Origin of the sequence: uncultured Jatrophihabitans sp., assembly GCF_964246335.1 — a bacterium.
Classification (GTDB): Bacteria; Actinomycetota; Actinomycetes; order Mycobacteriales; family Jatrophihabitantaceae; genus Jatrophihabitans.
On the sequence record NZ_CAXTQF010000002.1, the window covers coordinates 23,863 to 41,249 of the forward strand.

The 17,387-nt window shown below is 70.0% G+C and carries 17 protein-coding genes and 3 pseudogenes (1 of these 20 running past the window's edge); 10 read left to right on the plus strand and 10 right to left on the minus strand.

Translation table 11 applies throughout. From position 1 onward, the window contains the following. Positions 1-1,036: pseudogene (gene paaZ / locus ACFFCN_RS00940) on the minus strand (phenylacetic acid degradation bifunctional protein PaaZ); it reaches 944 nt to the left of the window's first position. Between the two features lie 75 nt (positions 1,037-1,111). On the opposite strand from paaZ, the gene paaI reads away from it, so the two are divergent. After that, positions 1,112-1,522: a hydroxyphenylacetyl-CoA thioesterase PaaI gene (gene paaI, locus ACFFCN_RS00945; RefSeq protein WP_375488817.1), complete on the plus strand. Its 411-nt coding sequence runs from the start codon at positions 1,112-1,114 to the stop codon at positions 1,520-1,522. Next, positions 1,519-2,124 carry a TetR/AcrR family transcriptional regulator gene (locus ACFFCN_RS00950; RefSeq protein ID WP_375488819.1) on the plus strand — a complete coding sequence of 202 codons (606 nt, stop codon included), beginning with the start codon at positions 1,519-1,521 and terminating at the stop codon, positions 2,122-2,124. Before paaI ends, ACFFCN_RS00950 begins: the two co-directional genes overlap by 4 nt. Before the next feature lie 2 nt (positions 2,125-2,126). Here the strand turns inward: ACFFCN_RS00950 and ACFFCN_RS00955 are convergent, their stop codons facing one another. Further along, complete coding sequence (locus ACFFCN_RS00955) at positions 2,127-3,674, minus strand: hypothetical protein (RefSeq protein ID WP_375488821.1); 1,548 nt, start codon at positions 3,672-3,674, stop codon at positions 2,127-2,129. Positions 3,675-3,768: 94 nt separating this feature from the next. Between ACFFCN_RS00955 and ACFFCN_RS00960 the strand changes: the two genes are divergently transcribed. The 3 genes from ACFFCN_RS00960 (at position 3,769) to ACFFCN_RS00970 (ending at position 5,784) form a co-directional block, all read left to right on the plus strand. Further along, a complete protein-coding gene (locus ACFFCN_RS00960) occupies positions 3,769-4,299 on the plus strand; it encodes a DinB family protein (RefSeq protein WP_375488823.1) in 531 nt (176 codons plus the stop codon). Positions 4,300-4,361: 62 nt separating this feature from the next. Further along, positions 4,362-5,123, plus strand: a complete 762-nt coding sequence (locus tag ACFFCN_RS00965; protein WP_375488824.1) for an ArsR/SmtB family transcription factor — start codon at positions 4,362-4,364, stop codon at positions 5,121-5,123. Positions 5,124-5,184: 61 nt separating this feature from the next. Then, entirely contained in the window at positions 5,185-5,784 is a 600-nt protein-coding gene (locus ACFFCN_RS00970; protein ID WP_375488826.1) for a DJ-1/PfpI family protein, read from the plus strand. Positions 5,785-5,823: 39 nt separating this feature from the next. Here ACFFCN_RS00970 and ACFFCN_RS00975 read toward each other — a convergent pair whose 3' ends face one another. Continuing rightward, positions 5,824-6,369 (minus strand): hypothetical protein, encoded by a 546-nt coding sequence (locus ACFFCN_RS00975; protein ID WP_375488828.1) that lies wholly within the window; start codon positions 6,367-6,369, stop codon positions 5,824-5,826. Beyond that, positions 6,366-7,367 carry an MFS transporter gene (locus tag ACFFCN_RS00980; protein ID WP_375488830.1) on the minus strand — a complete coding sequence of 334 codons (1,002 nt, stop codon included), beginning with the start codon at positions 7,365-7,367 and terminating at the stop codon, positions 6,366-6,368. The genes ACFFCN_RS00975 and ACFFCN_RS00980 overlap by 4 nt, the downstream gene beginning before the upstream one ends. A gap of 77 nt (positions 7,368-7,444) precedes the next feature. Here ACFFCN_RS00980 and ACFFCN_RS00985 point away from each other — a divergent pair, with 77 nt between their 5' ends. Further along, positions 7,445-8,086, plus strand: coding sequence for a TetR/AcrR family transcriptional regulator (locus tag ACFFCN_RS00985; protein ID WP_375488832.1), 642 nt, complete (start codon positions 7,445-7,447; stop codon positions 8,084-8,086). Positions 8,087-8,098: 12 nt separating this feature from the next. Here the strand turns inward: ACFFCN_RS00985 and ACFFCN_RS00990 are convergent, their stop codons facing one another. Continuing rightward, on the minus strand, positions 8,099-8,362 hold the full coding sequence (locus tag ACFFCN_RS00990; RefSeq protein WP_375488834.1) for a helix-turn-helix domain-containing protein: 264 nt from the start codon (positions 8,360-8,362) through the stop codon (positions 8,099-8,101). A 46-nt stretch (positions 8,363-8,408) separates the two neighbouring features. Between ACFFCN_RS00990 and map the strand changes: the two genes are divergently transcribed. Beyond that, on the plus strand, positions 8,409-9,173 hold the full coding sequence (gene map / locus ACFFCN_RS00995; RefSeq protein ID WP_375488836.1) for a type I methionyl aminopeptidase: 765 nt from the start codon (positions 8,409-8,411) through the stop codon (positions 9,171-9,173). A gap of 70 nt (positions 9,174-9,243) precedes the next feature. Here the strand turns inward: map and ACFFCN_RS01000 are convergent, their stop codons facing one another. Continuing rightward, complete coding sequence (locus ACFFCN_RS01000) at positions 9,244-10,407, minus strand: glycosyltransferase (RefSeq protein ID WP_375488838.1); 1,164 nt, start codon at positions 10,405-10,407, stop codon at positions 9,244-9,246. Between the two features lie 138 nt (positions 10,408-10,545). Here ACFFCN_RS01000 and ACFFCN_RS01005 point away from each other — a divergent pair, with 138 nt between their 5' ends. Further along, positions 10,546-10,839 carry a DUF1330 domain-containing protein gene (locus tag ACFFCN_RS01005; RefSeq protein WP_375488840.1) on the plus strand — a complete coding sequence of 98 codons (294 nt, stop codon included), beginning with the start codon at positions 10,546-10,548 and terminating at the stop codon, positions 10,837-10,839. Positions 10,840-11,091: 252 nt separating this feature from the next. On the opposite strand, the gene ACFFCN_RS01010 is transcribed toward ACFFCN_RS01005, so the two are convergent. The 4 genes and pseudogenes from ACFFCN_RS01010 to ACFFCN_RS01025 all read right to left on the minus strand — a co-directional run. Continuing rightward, entirely contained in the window at positions 11,092-12,537 is a 1,446-nt protein-coding gene (locus ACFFCN_RS01010) for a DEAD/DEAH box helicase (protein ID WP_375488842.1), read from the minus strand. A gap of 250 nt (positions 12,538-12,787) precedes the next feature. Then, a complete protein-coding gene (locus tag ACFFCN_RS01015; protein ID WP_375488844.1) occupies positions 12,788-12,946 on the minus strand; it encodes a hypothetical protein in 159 nt (52 codons plus the stop codon). Positions 12,947-12,989: 43 nt separating this feature from the next. Beyond that, positions 12,990-13,742, minus strand: a complete 753-nt coding sequence (locus ACFFCN_RS01020; protein ID WP_375488846.1) for an MFS transporter — start codon at positions 13,740-13,742, stop codon at positions 12,990-12,992. A 205-nt stretch (positions 13,743-13,947) separates the two neighbouring features. After that, a pseudogene (locus ACFFCN_RS01025) lies at positions 13,948-14,373 on the minus strand (MFS transporter); the annotation flags it as partial. Positions 14,374-14,602: 229 nt separating this feature from the next. Between ACFFCN_RS01025 and ACFFCN_RS01030 the strand changes: the two are divergent. Then, complete coding sequence (locus ACFFCN_RS01030) at positions 14,603-15,274, plus strand: winged helix-turn-helix transcriptional regulator (protein WP_375488848.1); 672 nt, start codon at positions 14,603-14,605, stop codon at positions 15,272-15,274. Between the two features lie 129 nt (positions 15,275-15,403). Continuing rightward, positions 15,404-16,969 (plus strand): annotated as a pseudogene (locus ACFFCN_RS01035) (phospholipase C); the annotation flags it as partial. Positions 16,970-17,387: the final 418 nt, after the last annotated feature.

The window sequence follows — 17,387 nt, forward strand, 5'->3', positions numbered from 1 at the left end:
CCTCTTCACGCTGCTCGAGGCTCACCAGCGCACCCAGCTGCACCGACTCGTCGGCAGGGTTGCCGATCACGACCGACGTGAGCCGGCCGGCCACGGCGTCCAGCACGTCGTCCATGCGCTCCTGCGGCACGAGCGCGCGCCGGATGGCAGTGCACTTCTGGCCGGCCTTGACGGTCATCTCGGTGACCAGCTGATCCACGTAGAGGTCGAACTCTGCCGTGCCGACCGCAGCATCCGGGCCGAGGACGGAGCAGTTGAGAGAATCGGCCTCGGCGTTGAACGCGACCGAGCGCGCCACCACGTTCGGGTGCGCGCGCAACCGCGCGGCCGTTGCCGCCGAGCCGGTGAAGGACAGGTGGTCGTGCTCACCCAGGTGGTCGAGCAGATCGCCCGCCCCGCCGCACAGCAGCGAGAGCGATCCGTCGGGCAGCAGACCGGACTCGACGACGAGTTCGACGAGCCGTGCCGTCAGGTAGGCGGTCTGCGTCGCGGGTTTGACGAGGGTGGGCATCCCGGCGATGAATGCGGGCGCCAGTTTCTCCAGCGGACCCCACACCGGGAAGTTGAAGGCATTGATCTGCACGGCGACGCCGGGTCGCGACGTCAGTACGTGCTGCGCGACGAAGGTGCCGCCGCGGCCGAGTGGCTCGACCGGTCCTTCGACGTGCACGGTGTCGCCGGCGAGCTCGCGTCGTGCCCGGCTGGCGTACGCGAAGAGGACGCCGATGCCACCGTCGACGTCGAAACGCGCGTCGTTGCGGGTGGCGCCGGCGCGGGCCGACAGCGCGTACAGCTCGTCGCGGTGCTCGCGCAACATGGTCGCCACGGATTTGAGCGCGGCCGCACGCTCGTGGAAGGTCAGCTCGCGCAACGCGGGGCTGCCGACCCGCCGGGCATGGTCGAGCGCCCGGTGCAGGTCCGCGCCGGACGCGGACACCCGGGCCACCTCCGCTCCGGTGACGGCGTCGCGCACGGGCGTGCCGTCGTCGGGAGCCGACCAGCGGTCCACCAGATAACTGCGCAGCACGGCGACCATGGCTCACCTCTGTATTTACCGACCGATCATTCGGTAAATTACTCCGTCAGACAGTGAACGCAAGCGCGAGGGGGAATGACGATGTACGACGCGTCCATCGTCGAGCGCATGATGGCGGCCGACGACGCGAGCCGCGCGCTGGGCATCGAGCTCGTCGCGCATGCCGACGGGCGGGCCACGACCCGGCTCACGGTGCGTGCCGACCACCTCAACGGCTACCGGGTGGCGCACGGAGGAGTCGTCTTCGCACTCGCGGACACCGCCTTCGCGGCGGCGTGCAACAGCCGACGGGCCACCGTCGCGGCCGCTGCAGAGATCGTGTTCGTCGCCGCGGCCCGCGCCGGCGACGTGCTCACCGCCGATGCCGCGGAACGCACGGTCTTCGGCCGCAGCGGCATCTACGACGTCACCGTCCGGCGTGAGGACGGCGCCGTCGTCGCCGAGTTCCGTGGCCGCAGCCACGCGGTGCCGGAGCTGAGCGGATGACATCGGCGCTACCGCAGCCGGCCCGCCGCGGACGTCCCGGGTACGACCTGACGTCGCTGCTCGCGGTCGCCGTCGAGGTGTTCAACGAGCGTGGCTACGACGGCACGTCGATGGAGGATCTGGCCCGGCGGCTGGGCATCGCGAAGTCGGCGATCTACCACCATGTGTCGGGCAAGGAGCAATTGCTCCGGCTGGCCCTCGACCGCTCGACAGCCGGGCTCGGCGCGGTGGCCGACCAGGCGCGCGCGCTCGACGCGCCGGCGATCGCGCGGCTCGAACACCTCGTCCGGGGCAGCGTCGAGGTGCTGCAGGCCGATCTGCCGTACGTCACCCTGCTGCTGCGGGTACGCGGCAACACCGCGACGGAGCGCGCCGCGTTGGCGCGGCGCCGTGGCTTCGACCGGTTCGTCGCACAGCTCGTGCGCGAGGCCGAGGCCGACGGCGACATCCGCCCGGACGTCGAGTCGGCGGTCACCGCCCGGCTGCTGTTCGGCATGGTCAACTCGATCGTCGAGTGGTACCGCCCGCGGCGCGGCGCCGACCCCGCGCCCCTCGCGGACGCGGTATGCGCGATCGCGTTCGACGGGCTACGTCGTCGCTGAGCTCAGCCGCGGCCGGGCCCCCGGTACACCCTGTTGTAGCTGACCTGTGCCAGCAGGCCGTGGGCGGCGATGGAGCGCAGCATGGCCGGCGTGATGCCCTCCTCGCGCGGCTCGAGGATGATGATCGCCCGGCCAGTGAACAAGTGGCGCAGCATGGCGTTCTGGTACTTGGTGTTGCGCAGGATGACCTGCTTGGACCGGTACGTGGAGAAGCGCGTCCCTTCGATGTCGACCGGGTTCGAGCAGCCGTCCGCCAACCCCCGGCTCAGCGCATCGAGCTCGATCAGCGCGACCGGCGAGTCCGACGTGACGCACCGGACGTTGCGCACGGCGCGTGCCAGCTGCGGGCCGCCGGGGAAGGGCTTCACGGCGATGTTGTCGACGATGAGGATCGCCGCCGTCAACACGGCCATCCCCGCGGCGACCACCGGACCGACGATGCGTGGCCGGTGTGTCCGCGCAACCGCCCGCTCGCGCAACGACGCCGCGGCACCGGCGACGGTCAGCGCCAGGCCGACGGTGAGGAAGTCGCAGTAGTACGGGTACCAGGACGGCCCGGCCAGCAAGATCAGGAGCTGCAGCACGAGCAACCCGACGGCCGGCCACGCCGCGCGGACCCGCAGGGCGGCCGCGAGGACGGCGAGCAGCATCACCGCCGTGAGCCCGGCGACCGCAAGGCTGACGGTGTGTGATGTGTGCACCAGCCGGGGCAACGTCGTGATGTCGAGGATCCGGTGCGCGAGGCTGTGCCGCCGCGGACGCCCGAGCTGGGCGATGACGACCATGTGCCACATCTGCTTCGGCGCGGCCACGAAGAACGGCAGATTGACGACGACGACCGCCGCGAGCATGCCACCGAGCGCGGCACCGGCCGGCCGCGCGGACCTGTGGCGCGCGCCGAGCCACACGATGATCGCGACTGCGGGCAGGATCCACCAGATCTTCGTGCTGACCGCCAGGCCGAGTGCCACTCCGGCCAGCACGGCCGGCCGCAACCGGAGTTGCGGACCGTCGGCACGCAGCGCGAAGAGCAGGGCGAGCAACAGGAAGAAGTTGCCCAGCGGCTCGAGCTTGATCAGGTATTCGGCCTCGATCGAGCCGTACCACAGGGCATAGACGAGGCCGCCGACGACGGAGCCCGCGCCACCCAGCCCGAGCCGCAGGCACACCCGCCTGGTCAGCACCGCGTTCACGCCGCCCAGCACCGTGAAGGCGACGACGCCAATGAAGAAGCTCGTGTGGTCACTGAAGAGATGGGTCAGTGCGGTGATCGGCGTCAGCGCCAGGTCGATCATCGGCGGGTGCAGCTGCGTGAAGTTGCGGTAGGGCAACCGGCCGTGGAGCAAGGCGTCCGACGCCGTGAAGTACACCCCCGCGTCGTAGCCGAAGGTGCCGCGCGAGCCCCCGAGCCGGAACACGGTGAACAGCCGGGCGGCAACGGCGAGGACGAAGACGAGCAGGTCCCATCGCCACACCGGCGCCTGGGCCGCGCGGTCCTCGGGTGCACCGACGGCCGGTTCATCACGTTCGGCGATCCCGGCCTCGTTCACGGCGTTCATCGTGCGGATACCTGGTGAACGGAAGCTGTCCGGTTCAGGACGCTGACAGTTTCCCTCGGCGAAGGCACGACATACGGTGGCACGCGTGGACCTTGCCGGCCGCCCCGACCCGCCGTTCGCGGGTGACGAAGCCGCGACGTTGTCCGGCTTCCTCGATTTCCAGCGGGCGACGTTGACCCTGAAGACCGACGGCCTTGACGCGGCGCAGCTACGCGCACGGCATGCGCCGTCCGCGATGACGCTCGGCGGCCTGCTCAAGCACATGGCCTACAACGAGAACTTCTGGGTGGCGCAACGGCTGGCGGGCGAGGCCGCCGGGGCGCCGTGGGACGGCGTCGATTGGGACGCCGACCCCGACTGGGACTGGCACTCGGCGGCCGACGACGACCCCGACCAGATACGCGCGCTGTGGTCGGCCGAGGTCACGCGCGCGCAGGCGGCGTTGGACCGGATCCTGCAGCGTGGGGACTTCGGTCAACCGAGCAGCATGCCGATGTCGGACGGGCGCCACGTCAGCGTGCGTTGGGTCATCGCGCATCTGATCGAGGAGTACGCGCGGCACAACGGCCACGCCGACCTGATCCGGGAGAGCATCGACGGGGCGACGGGGGAGTGACGGCGGCTCAACCGAACATGCACGCTTGACAGGAAACCATTTGGTTTCCTATCGTCGTGGGCATGGACGCGGTGTTCCGGGCGCTCGCCGACCCGACCCGCCGTGAACTGCTCGACGAGCTGTTCCGCCAGGACGGGCAGTCCCTGAACGCCCTGGCCGGCCGGTTCGACATGACCCGGGTGGCCGTGGCGAAACATCTGCGCGTCCTGGAGGACGCGGGCGTCGTCGTGTCCGACCGCCGAGGCCGGGAGAAGCTGCACTTCCTCAATCCCGTGCCGATCCGCCTGGTGCACGACCGCTGGGTCGGCAAGTACACCGAGCCGTGGGCCGCCGGGCTCACCGGCCTGAAACGCGAGCTGGAGGCCACCGTGGAGAAGCTGTTCGAGATCTACATCCGCACCACGCCACAACAGCTGTGGGAGGCGATCACCGATCCGACGTTGCGGGCGCGGTACCAGTTCGGTGCCCGTGTCGAGTCCGACTGGTCGATCGGGTCCGGGTACCTGGTGACGCACGACGGCGCGCCGCGCCCGCTCGTGGAAGGGGAAAATCTGGAGGTCGACCCGCCGCGTCGGCTGGTGCAGACCTTCCGCGCGACATGGAGCGACGACGTCGCCGCGCAGGGGACCAGCCGGGTGACGTGGGAGATCGAGCCCGTCGGCGACAGCTGCCGGCTGCTCGTCCGGCACGACCAGCTGCCCGAGGACGCGAACCCGCAGATCTACGGCGGCTGGCCGATGATCCTCTCGGGGCTGAAGACCGTGCTGGAAACAGGGCAGGAGCTGACGACGCCGGGGTCGCTGAGGTACGGCTCAGCTCGCTAGCGCGGGCGGATCCGCCGAAATTCATGGCCGATGTCCGGCCGCGGGGTGGCACCATCCGCACATGGCCGACGATCGCAAGAACATCGGGATCCTGTTGTTCGCCGACGTCGAGGAGCTCGACGCGGTAGGCCCGTGGGAGGTTTTGTCCTTCTGGACGCAGAACTACCCGCAGGACGGCTTCGACGTCCTCACGTTCTCCCACGACGGCGACCCCGTCCGGTGCGCCAAGGGTTTGACGGTCGCGGCGCAGTACTCCTACGCCGACGCCCCCGCGCTGGACACCCTCATCTACCCCGGGGGACGCGGGACCAGGCCGCACCTGACCGACGACGCGCAGCTCGACTGGGTACGCCGACAACGCCAGGCCGTGCCGCTGATGACCAGCGTGTGCACCGGCTCGCTGGTCTACGCGGCCGCCGGGCTGCTTGCCCACCGCCCGGCGACCACGTACTGGGATTCGCTGGGTCAACTCACCGAGCTGGACGCGACGATCGAGGTGCGGCCGGACGACCGCTACGTCGACGACGGTGACGTCATCACGTCGTCCGGCGTCTCTGCGGGCATCGACATGGCGTTGCACCTGGTCGACCGGCTCGCCGGGCTCGAGCGCGCGCGCCAGGTCCGGCGCGGGATCCAGTACGACCCGCAGCCGCCGGTCTAGGCATCGACCGGCGGCCGCGGGCAGCACCCGGAGCGGCGCTCAGGCCTGCGCGCCGACCAGCTCGGGTTCGGCCTCGACGCGCGGCGCGATCCGGCCGGGCAGCAGGCTCGCGCCGGCGGCCCCGGCCAGGCAGATCGCGGCGGCGACGATGCACGCGACGTGGAAGCCGTGCAGGAAGGACGTCTGCACGCCGTCCAGCAGCGGCGCGCGGACGCTCGAGGGCGCACCGCCGACGACACCCAGCGCGCGGGCGAGGGAGTTCTTCGCCCCGTCCAGCGCACCCGGCGCGAGCTTCGAGAACGACGTCGAGCCGAGGTGGTCGGCGTACAGCGAGGTGAAGATGCTGCCCAGCACCGCCACGCCCAGCGTGCCGCCGGCCTCGCGCGTCGCGTCGTTGACCGCGGACCCGACGCCGGCCTTCGCCGGCGGCAGCACGGACAGGATCGACTCGGTGGCGGTGGCGGTCGTCATGCCGAGACCGAAGCCCATCAACACCATCTGGCCGACGATGCGCGCGTAGGACATGTCGACGGGCGACACGGCGATCCAGCCGAACGACGCCGCGAGCAGCAGCAGCCCCGTCATAACGACGGCGCGGGTCCCGATCCGCGCCGCCACCGCGACGCCGGCGAGCAACCCAGCGCGATCGTGATCGCGACCGGCAGGATGCGCGCGCCGGTCGAGAGCGCGCCGTATCCGCGGATGAACTGGAAGAACTGGGTGACCAGGAAGATGAACCCGAAGAGTGCGAAGAACGCGACCGTCACGGCGCCGCTCGCAGCGGAGAACGCGGGCCGTTGGAACAGCGAGATGTCGATCATCGGGTTCTCCCGCCGCCGCTCGACCAGGACGAAGGCCGCAGCGAGGAGGGCGGCGACAGCGAAGCCGGCAAGCGACAGGGGAGCGCTCCAGCCGCGGCCCGGCACTTCGATGATCGTGTAGACGAGCAGTCCGATCGCCGCCGAGGAGAGCACCAACCCCGCCGGGTCCAGTCGCGCCTCGGCCGGGTCGCTGGACTCCGGCACGAACCGCAGCGTCGCGAGCAGCGCGATGACCGCCACCGGGACGAGGGCGAGGAAGACCGACTGCCAGCTGTAGTGCGCGAGCAGCACGCCGCCGGTGATCGGCCCGACCGCGACACCGAGCCCGGTGACCGCGCCCCACAGGCCGATCGCCTTGGCGCGCTCGCCACGGTCGGGGAAGGCGTTGGTGATGATCGACAGCGTGGTCGGGAAGATGACGGCGGCGAAGCCGCCCATGACGAACCGGACGGCGACGAGCGCGCCCGCGGACCCCATGGCCGCGCCCACTCCGGAGGCGACCGCGAATCCCGCGAGACCGAGGAGCAACGCTGGGCGCCGGCCGAACCGGTCACCCAGCGAGCCCGCGGTGAGGACCAACGCGGCGAAGGTCAGGTTGTAGCCGTCGACGATCCACTGCAGATCGCGGGTCGTGGCGTGCAGTTGTCGGCCGAGGTCCGGCAGCGCGACGTTCACGATCGTGGTGTCGAGATTGATCGCGAACGCGGCGAGGCAGACCGTTGCGAGGATCAGGTACCTGCGAGCAGAAGTCGAGGTGGTCACGAGGAAGCCTCCGGGTGTGGAAGAATGTTGACACTGTCAACGCGCTACACATTACCGCGGAAGTGGACGCTGTCAACATGCAGACTGAGCTGGTGACGACCGACACGGCCGGCAGGTACCACCACGGCAACCTGCGCGCCGCCCTCATCGCGGCCGGCGTCGAGCTGGCGCGGGCCGGCGGCCCGTCGGCGGTGGTCCTGCGCGCCGTCAGCCGCGAGGCCGGGGTGTCGCACAACGCCGCGTACCGGCACTTCGCCGATCAGGAGGATCTACTCGCCGCCGTCGGGGACCAATGCATGATCCCGCTCGGCGAGCGCATGCTCGACGCGACGAAGGCGGTGCGGACCCGGGCCGCAGTGCCCCGCGCCTGGGCTCGCCTGGAAGCCATCGGGCGCGCCTACGTCGAGTTCGCCCGGGAAGAACCCGGCTGGTTCCGCACGGCGTTCGCCGGTGTCTCCAAGTTCGGGGTGCCCGAATCCGCGGTGCCGCCGGAGGGCCCGGGCGTGCATCCGTACCTCCTGCTCAACGCTCGGCTGGACGAGCTCGTGGACGTCGGCGCCATCCCGGCCGAGCGGCGACCCGGCGCGGAGCTGGCGGCGTGGTCCGCGGTCCACGGCTTGTCCAGCCTGCTGCTGGACGGACCGCTGCGCGCGCTCGGTGGCGCCGACGCCGACCGGGCGACGGCGCTCGTGCTCGACGTGGTCTCTCGCGGCTTGTAGACGCCTCGGGTTCTATGCCGTGGCAGCGTCGACGGCGGGCGCGACGTCTTCGGCCAGCGACGCAAGGTCGAGTCCGAGCACGGTGCCCAGCGCTGCGACGGTGAAGAACGCGGGCGTGACGATGCGCCCCGTCTCGATCTTGCGCAGGGTCTCGACCGGAATCCCGGCGTCGACCGAGACGTCGACCATGCTGCGTTCCCCACGTGCGCGGCGCAGTGCCGCGCCGAGCGCACGCCCCCGGGCGCGTTCGGCAGGGGAGAGGATGGGCCGGACCACGATCGTGATAGTAATACCGGTATAACAATCACGGTTGCGAGGAACGATGGTCGAGCTCAAGAGCGTGGGGGAGATCGATGCCATGGCCGCGGCCGGGGCCGTTGTGGCGCGCGCGTTGGCCGCGGTCCGCACTGCGGCACGGCCGGGAGTCGTACTCACCGATCTGGACCAGGTCGCGCGAGGAGTGCTGCGCGACGCCGGTGCAAGCTCACCGTTCCTCGGCTATCAGCCGTCCTTTGCCAGCACTCCGTATCCGGGTGTGGTGTGCCTGTCCGTCAACGACGCGGTGTTGCACGGCATCCCGAACGGCTACCGGCTTCGCGAGGGCGACCTGCTCAGTGTCGACTGCGGCGCCACGCTGGACGGCTGGACCGGCGACGCCGCGACGTCCTTCTGCGTCGGGCACACCAGCAGCGCCGACGCCAGGCTGCTCGAGCGGACCGAGGCAGCACTTGCGGCCGGGATCGCGGCGGCGCAACCGGCAGCGCGGATCGGCGACATCTCCGCCGCGATCGGCGCGGTTGCCCGCGACGCCGGGTACGGGCTGCACACCGACTTCGGCGGCCACGGGGTGGGGCACACGATGCACGAGAGCCCGTCCGTCCCGAACGACGGCCGACCCGGCCGCGGCATGCGACTGCTGCCCGGGGTCACGATCGCAATCGAACCGTGGTTTCTTGCCGGCGGCCACGACGCCTACCGGATCGACGATGACGGCTGGACGCTGCGCAGCTCGGACGGATCGCGCGGTGCGCACTTCGAGCACACGATTGCGGTCACCGCCGACGGTCCGCGCATCCTGACCGCATAGCGCATCGTTGTGGGCCGCTCAGTTTTCGTCGATCCTGTCCGGCCACGGTCGCGGTCGCGGCAGATGAAAGCTAACTGACCAGTTGCTCGATCGCGCCCACCGCCGCGTCGGCGCGCGGCAGCGCCTCTGCCTCGGTGCTCAGCACGCGTGCCGCAGCGCGATAGGTCGCATTGCGCAGCACGTCCTCGGCGGCCGCGGCCGCTTCGCCGGGGGACACGGTGAGGGCGTCGAGCATGCGGCCGACACCGAGTGCGACGCACCGATCGGCGTTCCACGGCTGGTCCGCGCCCAGAGGCAGCAACATGAGCGGGACGCCGCACGCGAGGGCGGACACCACCGTCCCCGAGCCGGCGTGGGAGACGACGAGCGCGGCCCGGGGCAGCACAGCGCGGTGCGCAACGAATCGTTCGACGAGCACACGCTCGTTGCGCACGCCGAGCTCTGCCGGGTCGAGCTCGCGTCCGACCGTGACCACAACGTTGGCGGCCATCCGCTCGAGACCCGTCAGGACGCGGGTGAACAGATCACCCGATTCTTGGTGGAAGACCGTGCCGAGCGTGAGGTAGACGAGCGGACGATCGGGCTGCGCCGCAAGGAACGCCTCGACGCGGTCCACGGCGGGATCTTCGCGCTCCTGGTGATCGGCCAGGACGTCGGGGCGGATGGCGAGAGTCGACGGCGGAAAGGGAGATCGCGGGTCCCGAAACGACGGCATGACCGGCGCGAGGGTGAGGAACCGGTCCAGCAGGTCCGGTCGGGCGGATACGCCGAGTTCGGCGCACAGGCGGTTCAGCGGCTCGTCGAGCAGTCCTGGTGTGATCATGCCGCCGGCGGCGAGCACCACGACCGACGCGTGCGGGACGCCGAGCCGTTCGGCTGCCACGGCCGCGCCGAAGTCGATCTCGTCATGAATGATGATGTCGGCGTCGAAGTCCTCGCCGACGCCGAGGACCTTCGGTGCACGCTCACGGGCAATGCCGCCCGCGAACGACTCGCGAATGACCCGGACCTCGGCGTCGCGATCCGCTCTGACCAGCACCCGCCGGTCGGTCGCGGCGGCCAGGGTCGAACCGCCGCTGTCGACGGCGTCGAATCCGGCGCCGCGGATCTGGTCGAGCATTGCGGGTTGGCCGGTGAACAGGACCTCGTGCCCGCGTCCGGCAAGAGCGCGCGCGATGGGCATCATCGGCAGGGCATGGCCGCTGCCGCCGGCGAAGGAGAGCAACGCACGCACGTCTGCATTGTCTGCGATCGTGGGACGTCGTCTGCAGTGGAGTAACCGAGGCGTCCAGCAGGAGTGCTGTCGTTATGTCAACCTAAGTTGGAGACCGACCAGCTCGTCACATCCGTCCATCCGAACACCGGAGGTCCCATGCCCAAGGCCTATTGGGTCAGCGCCTACCGCACCATTTCAGACCCGGACAAACTCGCTGCGTACAACAAGCTGGCCGCGTCGGCCGTCGAGGCCGGCGGCGGTCGAGCGCTGGTCCGGGGCGGTCGGGTCGTGGCGCACGACGCCGGGATCGCCGAGCGCACCGTCCTGATCGAGTTCGACAGCTTCGCCGAGGCCGTTGCAGCGCGAGAGAGCGCGGCTTACCAAGAAGCGCTGGCAATGCTCGCCGACGGCGTCGAGCGCGATTTCCGCATCGTCGAGGGGATCGAGTGACATCGTCACAGAACGGAACTATGGGCGGCTATTCCCAGCTGAATTGACATAATGTGCATTATCGGCGAACGACAGACAGCTCAACCGCTCAGGACGACGCTGCCCTTCGAGATCCGACGTGACGTGGAGCGCGAGCTCGGTACCGGCCGGTCGCGGCATTGACGGCAGATCAACCGCTGTGGCGCGGTACCAAGCAGCGCGGCCCACGGGTCGACGCCGGAACCCGGCGACGACCCGTTCAGGTGCGCTGGCTCAGCGCTTCTTGGCGCTGAACGACGCCGGGCTGTGGCTCGAGCCCGTGCGCTGCTGCGTGCCGCGCGACCGGCGTGCGCTCTGCTCACCGTTGGACGTGCGACCCGAGGTCCTGCGGGCGGACGTGTGCGTACGGCCCGCGGCCGACCCGGTGCCGTCCGTGCCAGGTCGTTCGCCCCGGCGGCGGCCGCCGCGACGCCGCTGCGCAGACCCGCCACCCCCGCCTGGTGCGCGCCCGGCACTCCTGGCGGCGGCCGGCTCGACCGGCGGCGCCGGGTCGACGAGACGGCGCGGCCCGGGCGCGAGCGTGGTCAGGATCGGGTCGTTCGCGGACGTGACCGAGGTTGTTGTCGGTGAGATACCTGCAGCCTTGGCGAGCGCGCGCACCTCGCGACGCTGCTCGGTGGTCGCCAGCGTGACCACCGTGCCGGCGCTGCCTGCCCGCGCGGTACGGCCCGACCGGTGCAGGTAGGCCTTCGGATCGGCGGGTGGGTCGGCGTGCACGACGAGCGACACCTCGTCGACGTGGATGCCGCGGGCGGCGATGTCGGTGGCGATCAGCGCCGAAGCCCGCCCGGCGTGGAAATCGTCGAGGTTGCGGGTCCGCGCGTTCTGCGCCAGGTTCCCGTGCAGCTCGACGGCGCGCACGCCACCCCGGTTGAGCTGCCGGGTCAACGCCTTGGCGCCGTGCTTCGTCCGGGTGAAGACCACCGTCCGGCCCGGCGCGCTGGTCAGGTCGAGCAGCACCGGTAGCCGCTGATCGCGTTCGACCTGCAGGACGTGATGGGCCATCTGCGCGACCGGCACCCGCGCACTGTCCGCCTCGTGTACCGCGGGGTTCTGCAGGAAGCGCTTCACCAGCGTGTCGACGGCCGCGTCCAGGGTGGCGGAGAACATCAGCCGCTGACCGTTGCGCGGCGTGCGCTGCAGCAACCGGCGTACGGCCGGCAGGAAGCCGAGGTCGGCCATGTGGTCGGCCTCGTCGAGCACGGTGATTTCGATGGCGTCCAGCGAGCAGAGTCCCTGGGCGATGAGGTCCTCGAGCCGGCCGGGGCAGGCGACGAGGATGTCCACGCCGCGACGGATGGCGTCCACCTGCGGCTTCTGGCCCACGCCGCCGAAGATCGTGCGCGACGTGAGGCCGGTCGCTGCCGCCAGCGGCGCCAGCGCGGCGTCGATCTGCGCGGCCAGCTCCCGGGTGGGCGCGAGGATCAACGCGCGGGGGCTCCCGCCGCGGGCCCGGCTGCCCTGTGCGAGCCGGGTGACGACCGGGAGCAGGAAGGCGAAGGTCTTGCCGGAGCCGGTGCGGCCCCGGCCGAGCACGTCGCGACCGGCCAGGGCGTCGGGCACGGTGGCGAGCTGGATGGGTGTGGGTTCGACGATGCCGAGATCGCTCAGTACGTCGTTCAGGCGTGCAGGCACGCCGAGATCGGTGAAGGAAGTCAAGAACTACTCACTGGTGCTGGGTGTCCCACCGACAACCGGGACCGAAAACTCGGGCGGTTACACGCGGAGCAGAGCGTTGCCGCTTCGACGCATGGGCAACTCGCGGCGGGAGCTCGACAAGTTGACGTGTCCAGCATAGACCGTCGCCGCGAGTCGCTCCGACGGGGCCGTCAGGCCTGGCATCGGGGGCAAGCCAGAACTGTCCTGTCGCCGCCGCTTCCGGCGTGAGTGAGCACTTCCCCGCAAGCTGTCAGCTGTCTGTGCGATCCGCGTCCGGGTCGGGTTCGGTGCGCGCGTCGCCGGGCGTGGTGTCGGTCGGGTCGTTGGGCGGGACGACGTTGTCCTCGAAGACCTCCGGCTCGTCGCGGTCGGTGTCTCGGTCCGGTGCAGTGGGGTCGAATCCGGTCATGCGATCAGCCTTCCCGTACAGCCGGTAGGCAGACCAGCAAGGGTCAGCCGACGGACGTCACCGGTTCGGCCTCGGGTTGCGCGCCGGCCGGTGCGTGCTCGGGCGTGGTCGACCGATTCTCCAGCAGCACCGCCGCGACGCCGGTCGCGACGACGACCAAGGCCGTGGCCACCCAGAACGCCAGGTGGTATCCGCCGACGAGCGACGCTGTTGCACTGTGCCCGGTCGCGGCGAGATGTGTCGCCCGTCCGCTCGACAACGTCGCGAGTACGGCCAGGCCGAGGGCGCCGCCGACCTGGGCCGTCGTGTTGACCAGCCCGGACGCCAGGCCGGCCTGGTCCGGCTGCACACCGGACATCGCCAGGCCCATCAACGCCGGGAAGCAGGCGCCGGCGCCGAGCCCGAGCAGCACCATCGTCGGCATCAGTTGCGCCGCGTAGTTCGCGTCGGCCGGCGCGAGAGCGAACAGCGCGAGGCCGAGCGCCATCAGCGCGAGACCGGACAGCGCCGCGGCCCGAGCTCCGAACCGGGTGATCAGCCGCTCGGAGTACCGCACCGACAAGGTGCCCATGAAGATCGTCACGGGCAGGAAGGCGAGCCCGATCTCCAGCGCGTCGTAGTGCCTGATCTTGCCGAGGTAGAGCGCGCCGAGGAAGAAGGTGCCGAACATCCCGGCGGCACCGATCATCTGGATCAGGTTGGCGCCGACGACATTGCGCGAGCGGAACAGCCCCAGCGGCATCAGCGGGTTGCGCGCCGTCGCCTGACGCAGCACGAAGGCGACCAGCAACAGCACCCCGAGGCCACCGAGCAGCAGCGTCTTCGCGGCCAGCCAAGCCGTCCTCGGCCGCAGGCTTGACGATGGTGAACACGATGACCATCAGCGAGCTCGTGACGAGCACGGCGCCGATGACGTCCGCGCCGCCGGCGAAGCCCTGCCCCACGTCCGAGGGCACCAATCGCAGTGCCGCGAGGGCGACCAAAACGCCGATCGGCACGTTGACGAAGAAGATCCAGTGCCAGCTGACGGCCTGCGTGATGACGCCGCCGGCGAGCAGTCCGACTGCTCCCCCGGCAGACGCGACGAACGCAAAGACGCCGATCGCCTTGGCCTGCTCGCGCGGCTGCGGGAACATCGCGACGATCATCCCGAGCACCACCGACGAGGTCAGCGCCCCGCCGGCGCCTTGGACGAACCGCGCGATGATCAGCACCTGCTGGTTCCCCGCCAGGCCGCACAGGGCGGACGCGGCAGTGAACACGCCGAGCCCGGTCAGGAAGACGCGGCGTCGACCTGCCAGATCGCCCAACCGCCCGGCGAGCAGTAGCAGTCCCCCGAACGCGATCAGATACGCGTTCACGACCCACGCGAGGGCCGCAGCGGTGAAGTGCAGTTCGGTGCGGATCGACGGCAGCGCCACGTTCACGATGGTGGCGTCCAGCACGATCATGAGCATGCTGCCGCACAGCACGTAGAGCGCCAGCCAGCGCGCGCGGTCGTTCCCTGCACCGGTACCGGTCGCCGTGCCCTCAGCTCGGTCCGTCATGACTCAACCGCCCTCTTGTCCCCGTCCGTTGCAGGAGGACCCTAACGAGCTTTGATTGTTCCGTGCAAGTGCCTAGTCCTAAAAAATGACTCCGTGGTATCGTCGTGCTGTGACCACGAAGCGCAGCTACGCGGATTCGTGCGGAGTGGCGCACGGCCTCGATCTCATCGGCGAGCGCTGGGCACTGCTCGTCGTGCGCGAGTTGATGCTCGGGGCGAAACGCTTCGGTGACATCAAGGACGGCCTGCCCGGCATCAGTGCCAACGTGTTGTCGCACCGTCTCGACGAGTTGACGGCGGCCGGTCTCGTCACCCGCCGCAAGCTGCCCAAGCCGGCGGCGGTGTGGGTCTACGACCTCACGCCGTGGGCGCGCGATCTCGAGCCGGTGATGCAGGTGCTCGGCCGGTGGGCCGCGCGCGATCCCCGTCACCGCAAGGATCTGCATTTCGGTGTGCCGTCGCTCGTCCTGTCACTGCGCACCAACTTCGACCCGTCGTTGGCGGAGGGCCTCAAGCTGCACATCGCGGTGCGGCCGAACGACGAGTCCTACGTGGCCACGGTCTCTCGGCGCAGGTTGACGATCGAGCCGGGCGAGGCAGAGCAGGTCGACGCGACCATCAGCGGCGATCCGCGGATGTTCGCGGCGGTGACCTACGGCGGTCGCCCGCTCGCCGATGCGATGTCCAGCGGTGATCTCGAGGTGTCCGGTGACGTCGACGCAGCGCAGCGCTTCCTCGCGCTCTACACCTTGCCGCCAGTGGTCGAGGACGTTCCCGCCTGACGGGTACCCCGCTCCCCCGCCGGTGTGCTGCTCGGCACGTCCGCCAATGTTCACCCGTTTCGGGTTGAACCGGATAACCCCTCCCCCTAGCGTTTGCTGTGACGGGGAGGGACACCTTTGTTTTCTGGAATGTCACGACGTCAGTTCATGCAGGTCGCAGCCGCCGGTGCGGGTGGGCTCGGCGCGCTGGCCACGATGGCCGGCCCGGTGGTCGAACGTGCCTATGCCGCCGACCCGTGCGGCACCGGATCGCTCGACGACATCGAGCATTTCGTGCTGCTGATGATGGAGAACCGGTCGTTCGACCACTACTACGGCACGATGTCCGGCGTCCGCGGCTTCGCTGACGCCGCGAAGGCGGGGACGCTGCGCCAGTACTCCGACCCCAGCAAGTCTCCCAAGGACGACTTCTATTACGCACCGTTCCGGTTGAATACGGTGAACGGCGCAACGTTGACCTCGGCCGGGATGCCGGACGGTGAATGCGTGAACGACCCCACCCACGACTGGGCACCGCAGCACCAGGCGTGGAACGGCGGCCGCATGGACCAGTGGGTCAAGGTGCACCTGGCCAGCGAGGGCCAGGGCAACGGCCCGGCCACCATGGGCTACTACGAGCGAGAAGACATCCCCGTACATCGTGCGCTCGCCGAGGCATTCACCCTGTGCGACCGCTACCACTGCTCGGTGCTGGGCCCGACGGATCCGAACCGGCTGTACTGGGTGAGCGCATGGCTCGATCCCGAAGGCAAGCAGGGCGGCCCGCTGCTCAACACGCCGGAGACCGTGCCGATAGGCAAGTACAGCTGGCGCACGTTCCCGGAGAACCTCGAAGATGCCGGTGTCTCGTGGAAGTTCTACAACGACCAGTCGGCGCCGGTCGCTGCCGAAGCAATCCTCAGCGGCATGGTGCAGGCGTTCACGCAGTACACGACCAAGGTGACGAATACGAACCTGCCGCTGAAGGGTCTGGGCTACGGCTATCAGACCGATTTCCGTGCCGACGTTCTGGCCGACACGTTGCCGCAGGTGTCCTGGGTCATCCCTCCCCTGCTCAACTGCGAGCACCCCGCGCTGCCGCCCTCGTTCGGCGCCGCGACGCTCATCGAGGTGCTGGACATCCTCACGTCCAACCCCAAGGTCTGGGAGAAGACGGCGCTGATCATCAGCTATGACGAGAACGGCGGGTTCTACGACCACGTGCCTCCGCCGACCTCGAAACGCGGCACGCCCGGCGAGTGGATCACTGCGCAATTGGACCAGGACACGAAGGACATCGAAGCCGGAATCTCCGGTCCGATCGGCCTCGGCTTCCGGGTACCCGGCCTGGTGATCTCGCCCTACTCGCGCGGCGGCCTGGTGGCGTCGGAGGTGTTCGACCACACCTCGCAGCTCAAGCTCATCGCCAAACGGTTCGGCGTGGAGGTCCCTAACATCTCCGAGTGGCGGGACAAGACGGTCGGCGACATGACGTCGGCATTCGACTTCGGCACGAAGGCGGATGCGGGCAAGCCGAAGCTGGCAGCGACCCAGGAGTTGGACATGGCTCACACGCTGCTCGAGTGCAAGGCCAGTATCGACGGGTTCGCCGGCACGTTCGCGGGCAAGAACAACTTCATCGACGTCTACCCCGCCACCCGCAACAACGTCGGCCCCACGCAGGCGACGACGCCCAAGCGCCGCGCCCCCAGCGGCCCCGTTGACGAATGCGGTGACACTAAGGCCGCGGCGGACGATACGGGCACCACGACCAAGATCCCGGTCACCAAACGGAAGTCGACGAAGCGCACGCGGATCGGGGCGGCGGGCGACACGTTGGCCGCTCAGCAGCTTGCCGACACCGGTCCGGACACGTCGCGCACCGCGCTCGCCGGAGCCGCATTGTTGGCCGCCGGTGCGGTCACTGCAGCCGCTGCGCCGCAGGTCGCGCGGGCAATCACGCGCGACACGGGCGGCGACGAAGCCGACTGAGGCTGGCGCGTCAGGCGACGCCGATCAGGATGCGGGGGTGATCGCCGGGGCGGAGCCAGCGCATGATCGTCGTCAAGCGGCTCATCGGGATCGAGACGCAGCCTGCGGTGGGCTTGCCGTCCGTGACGTGCAGGAAGAACGC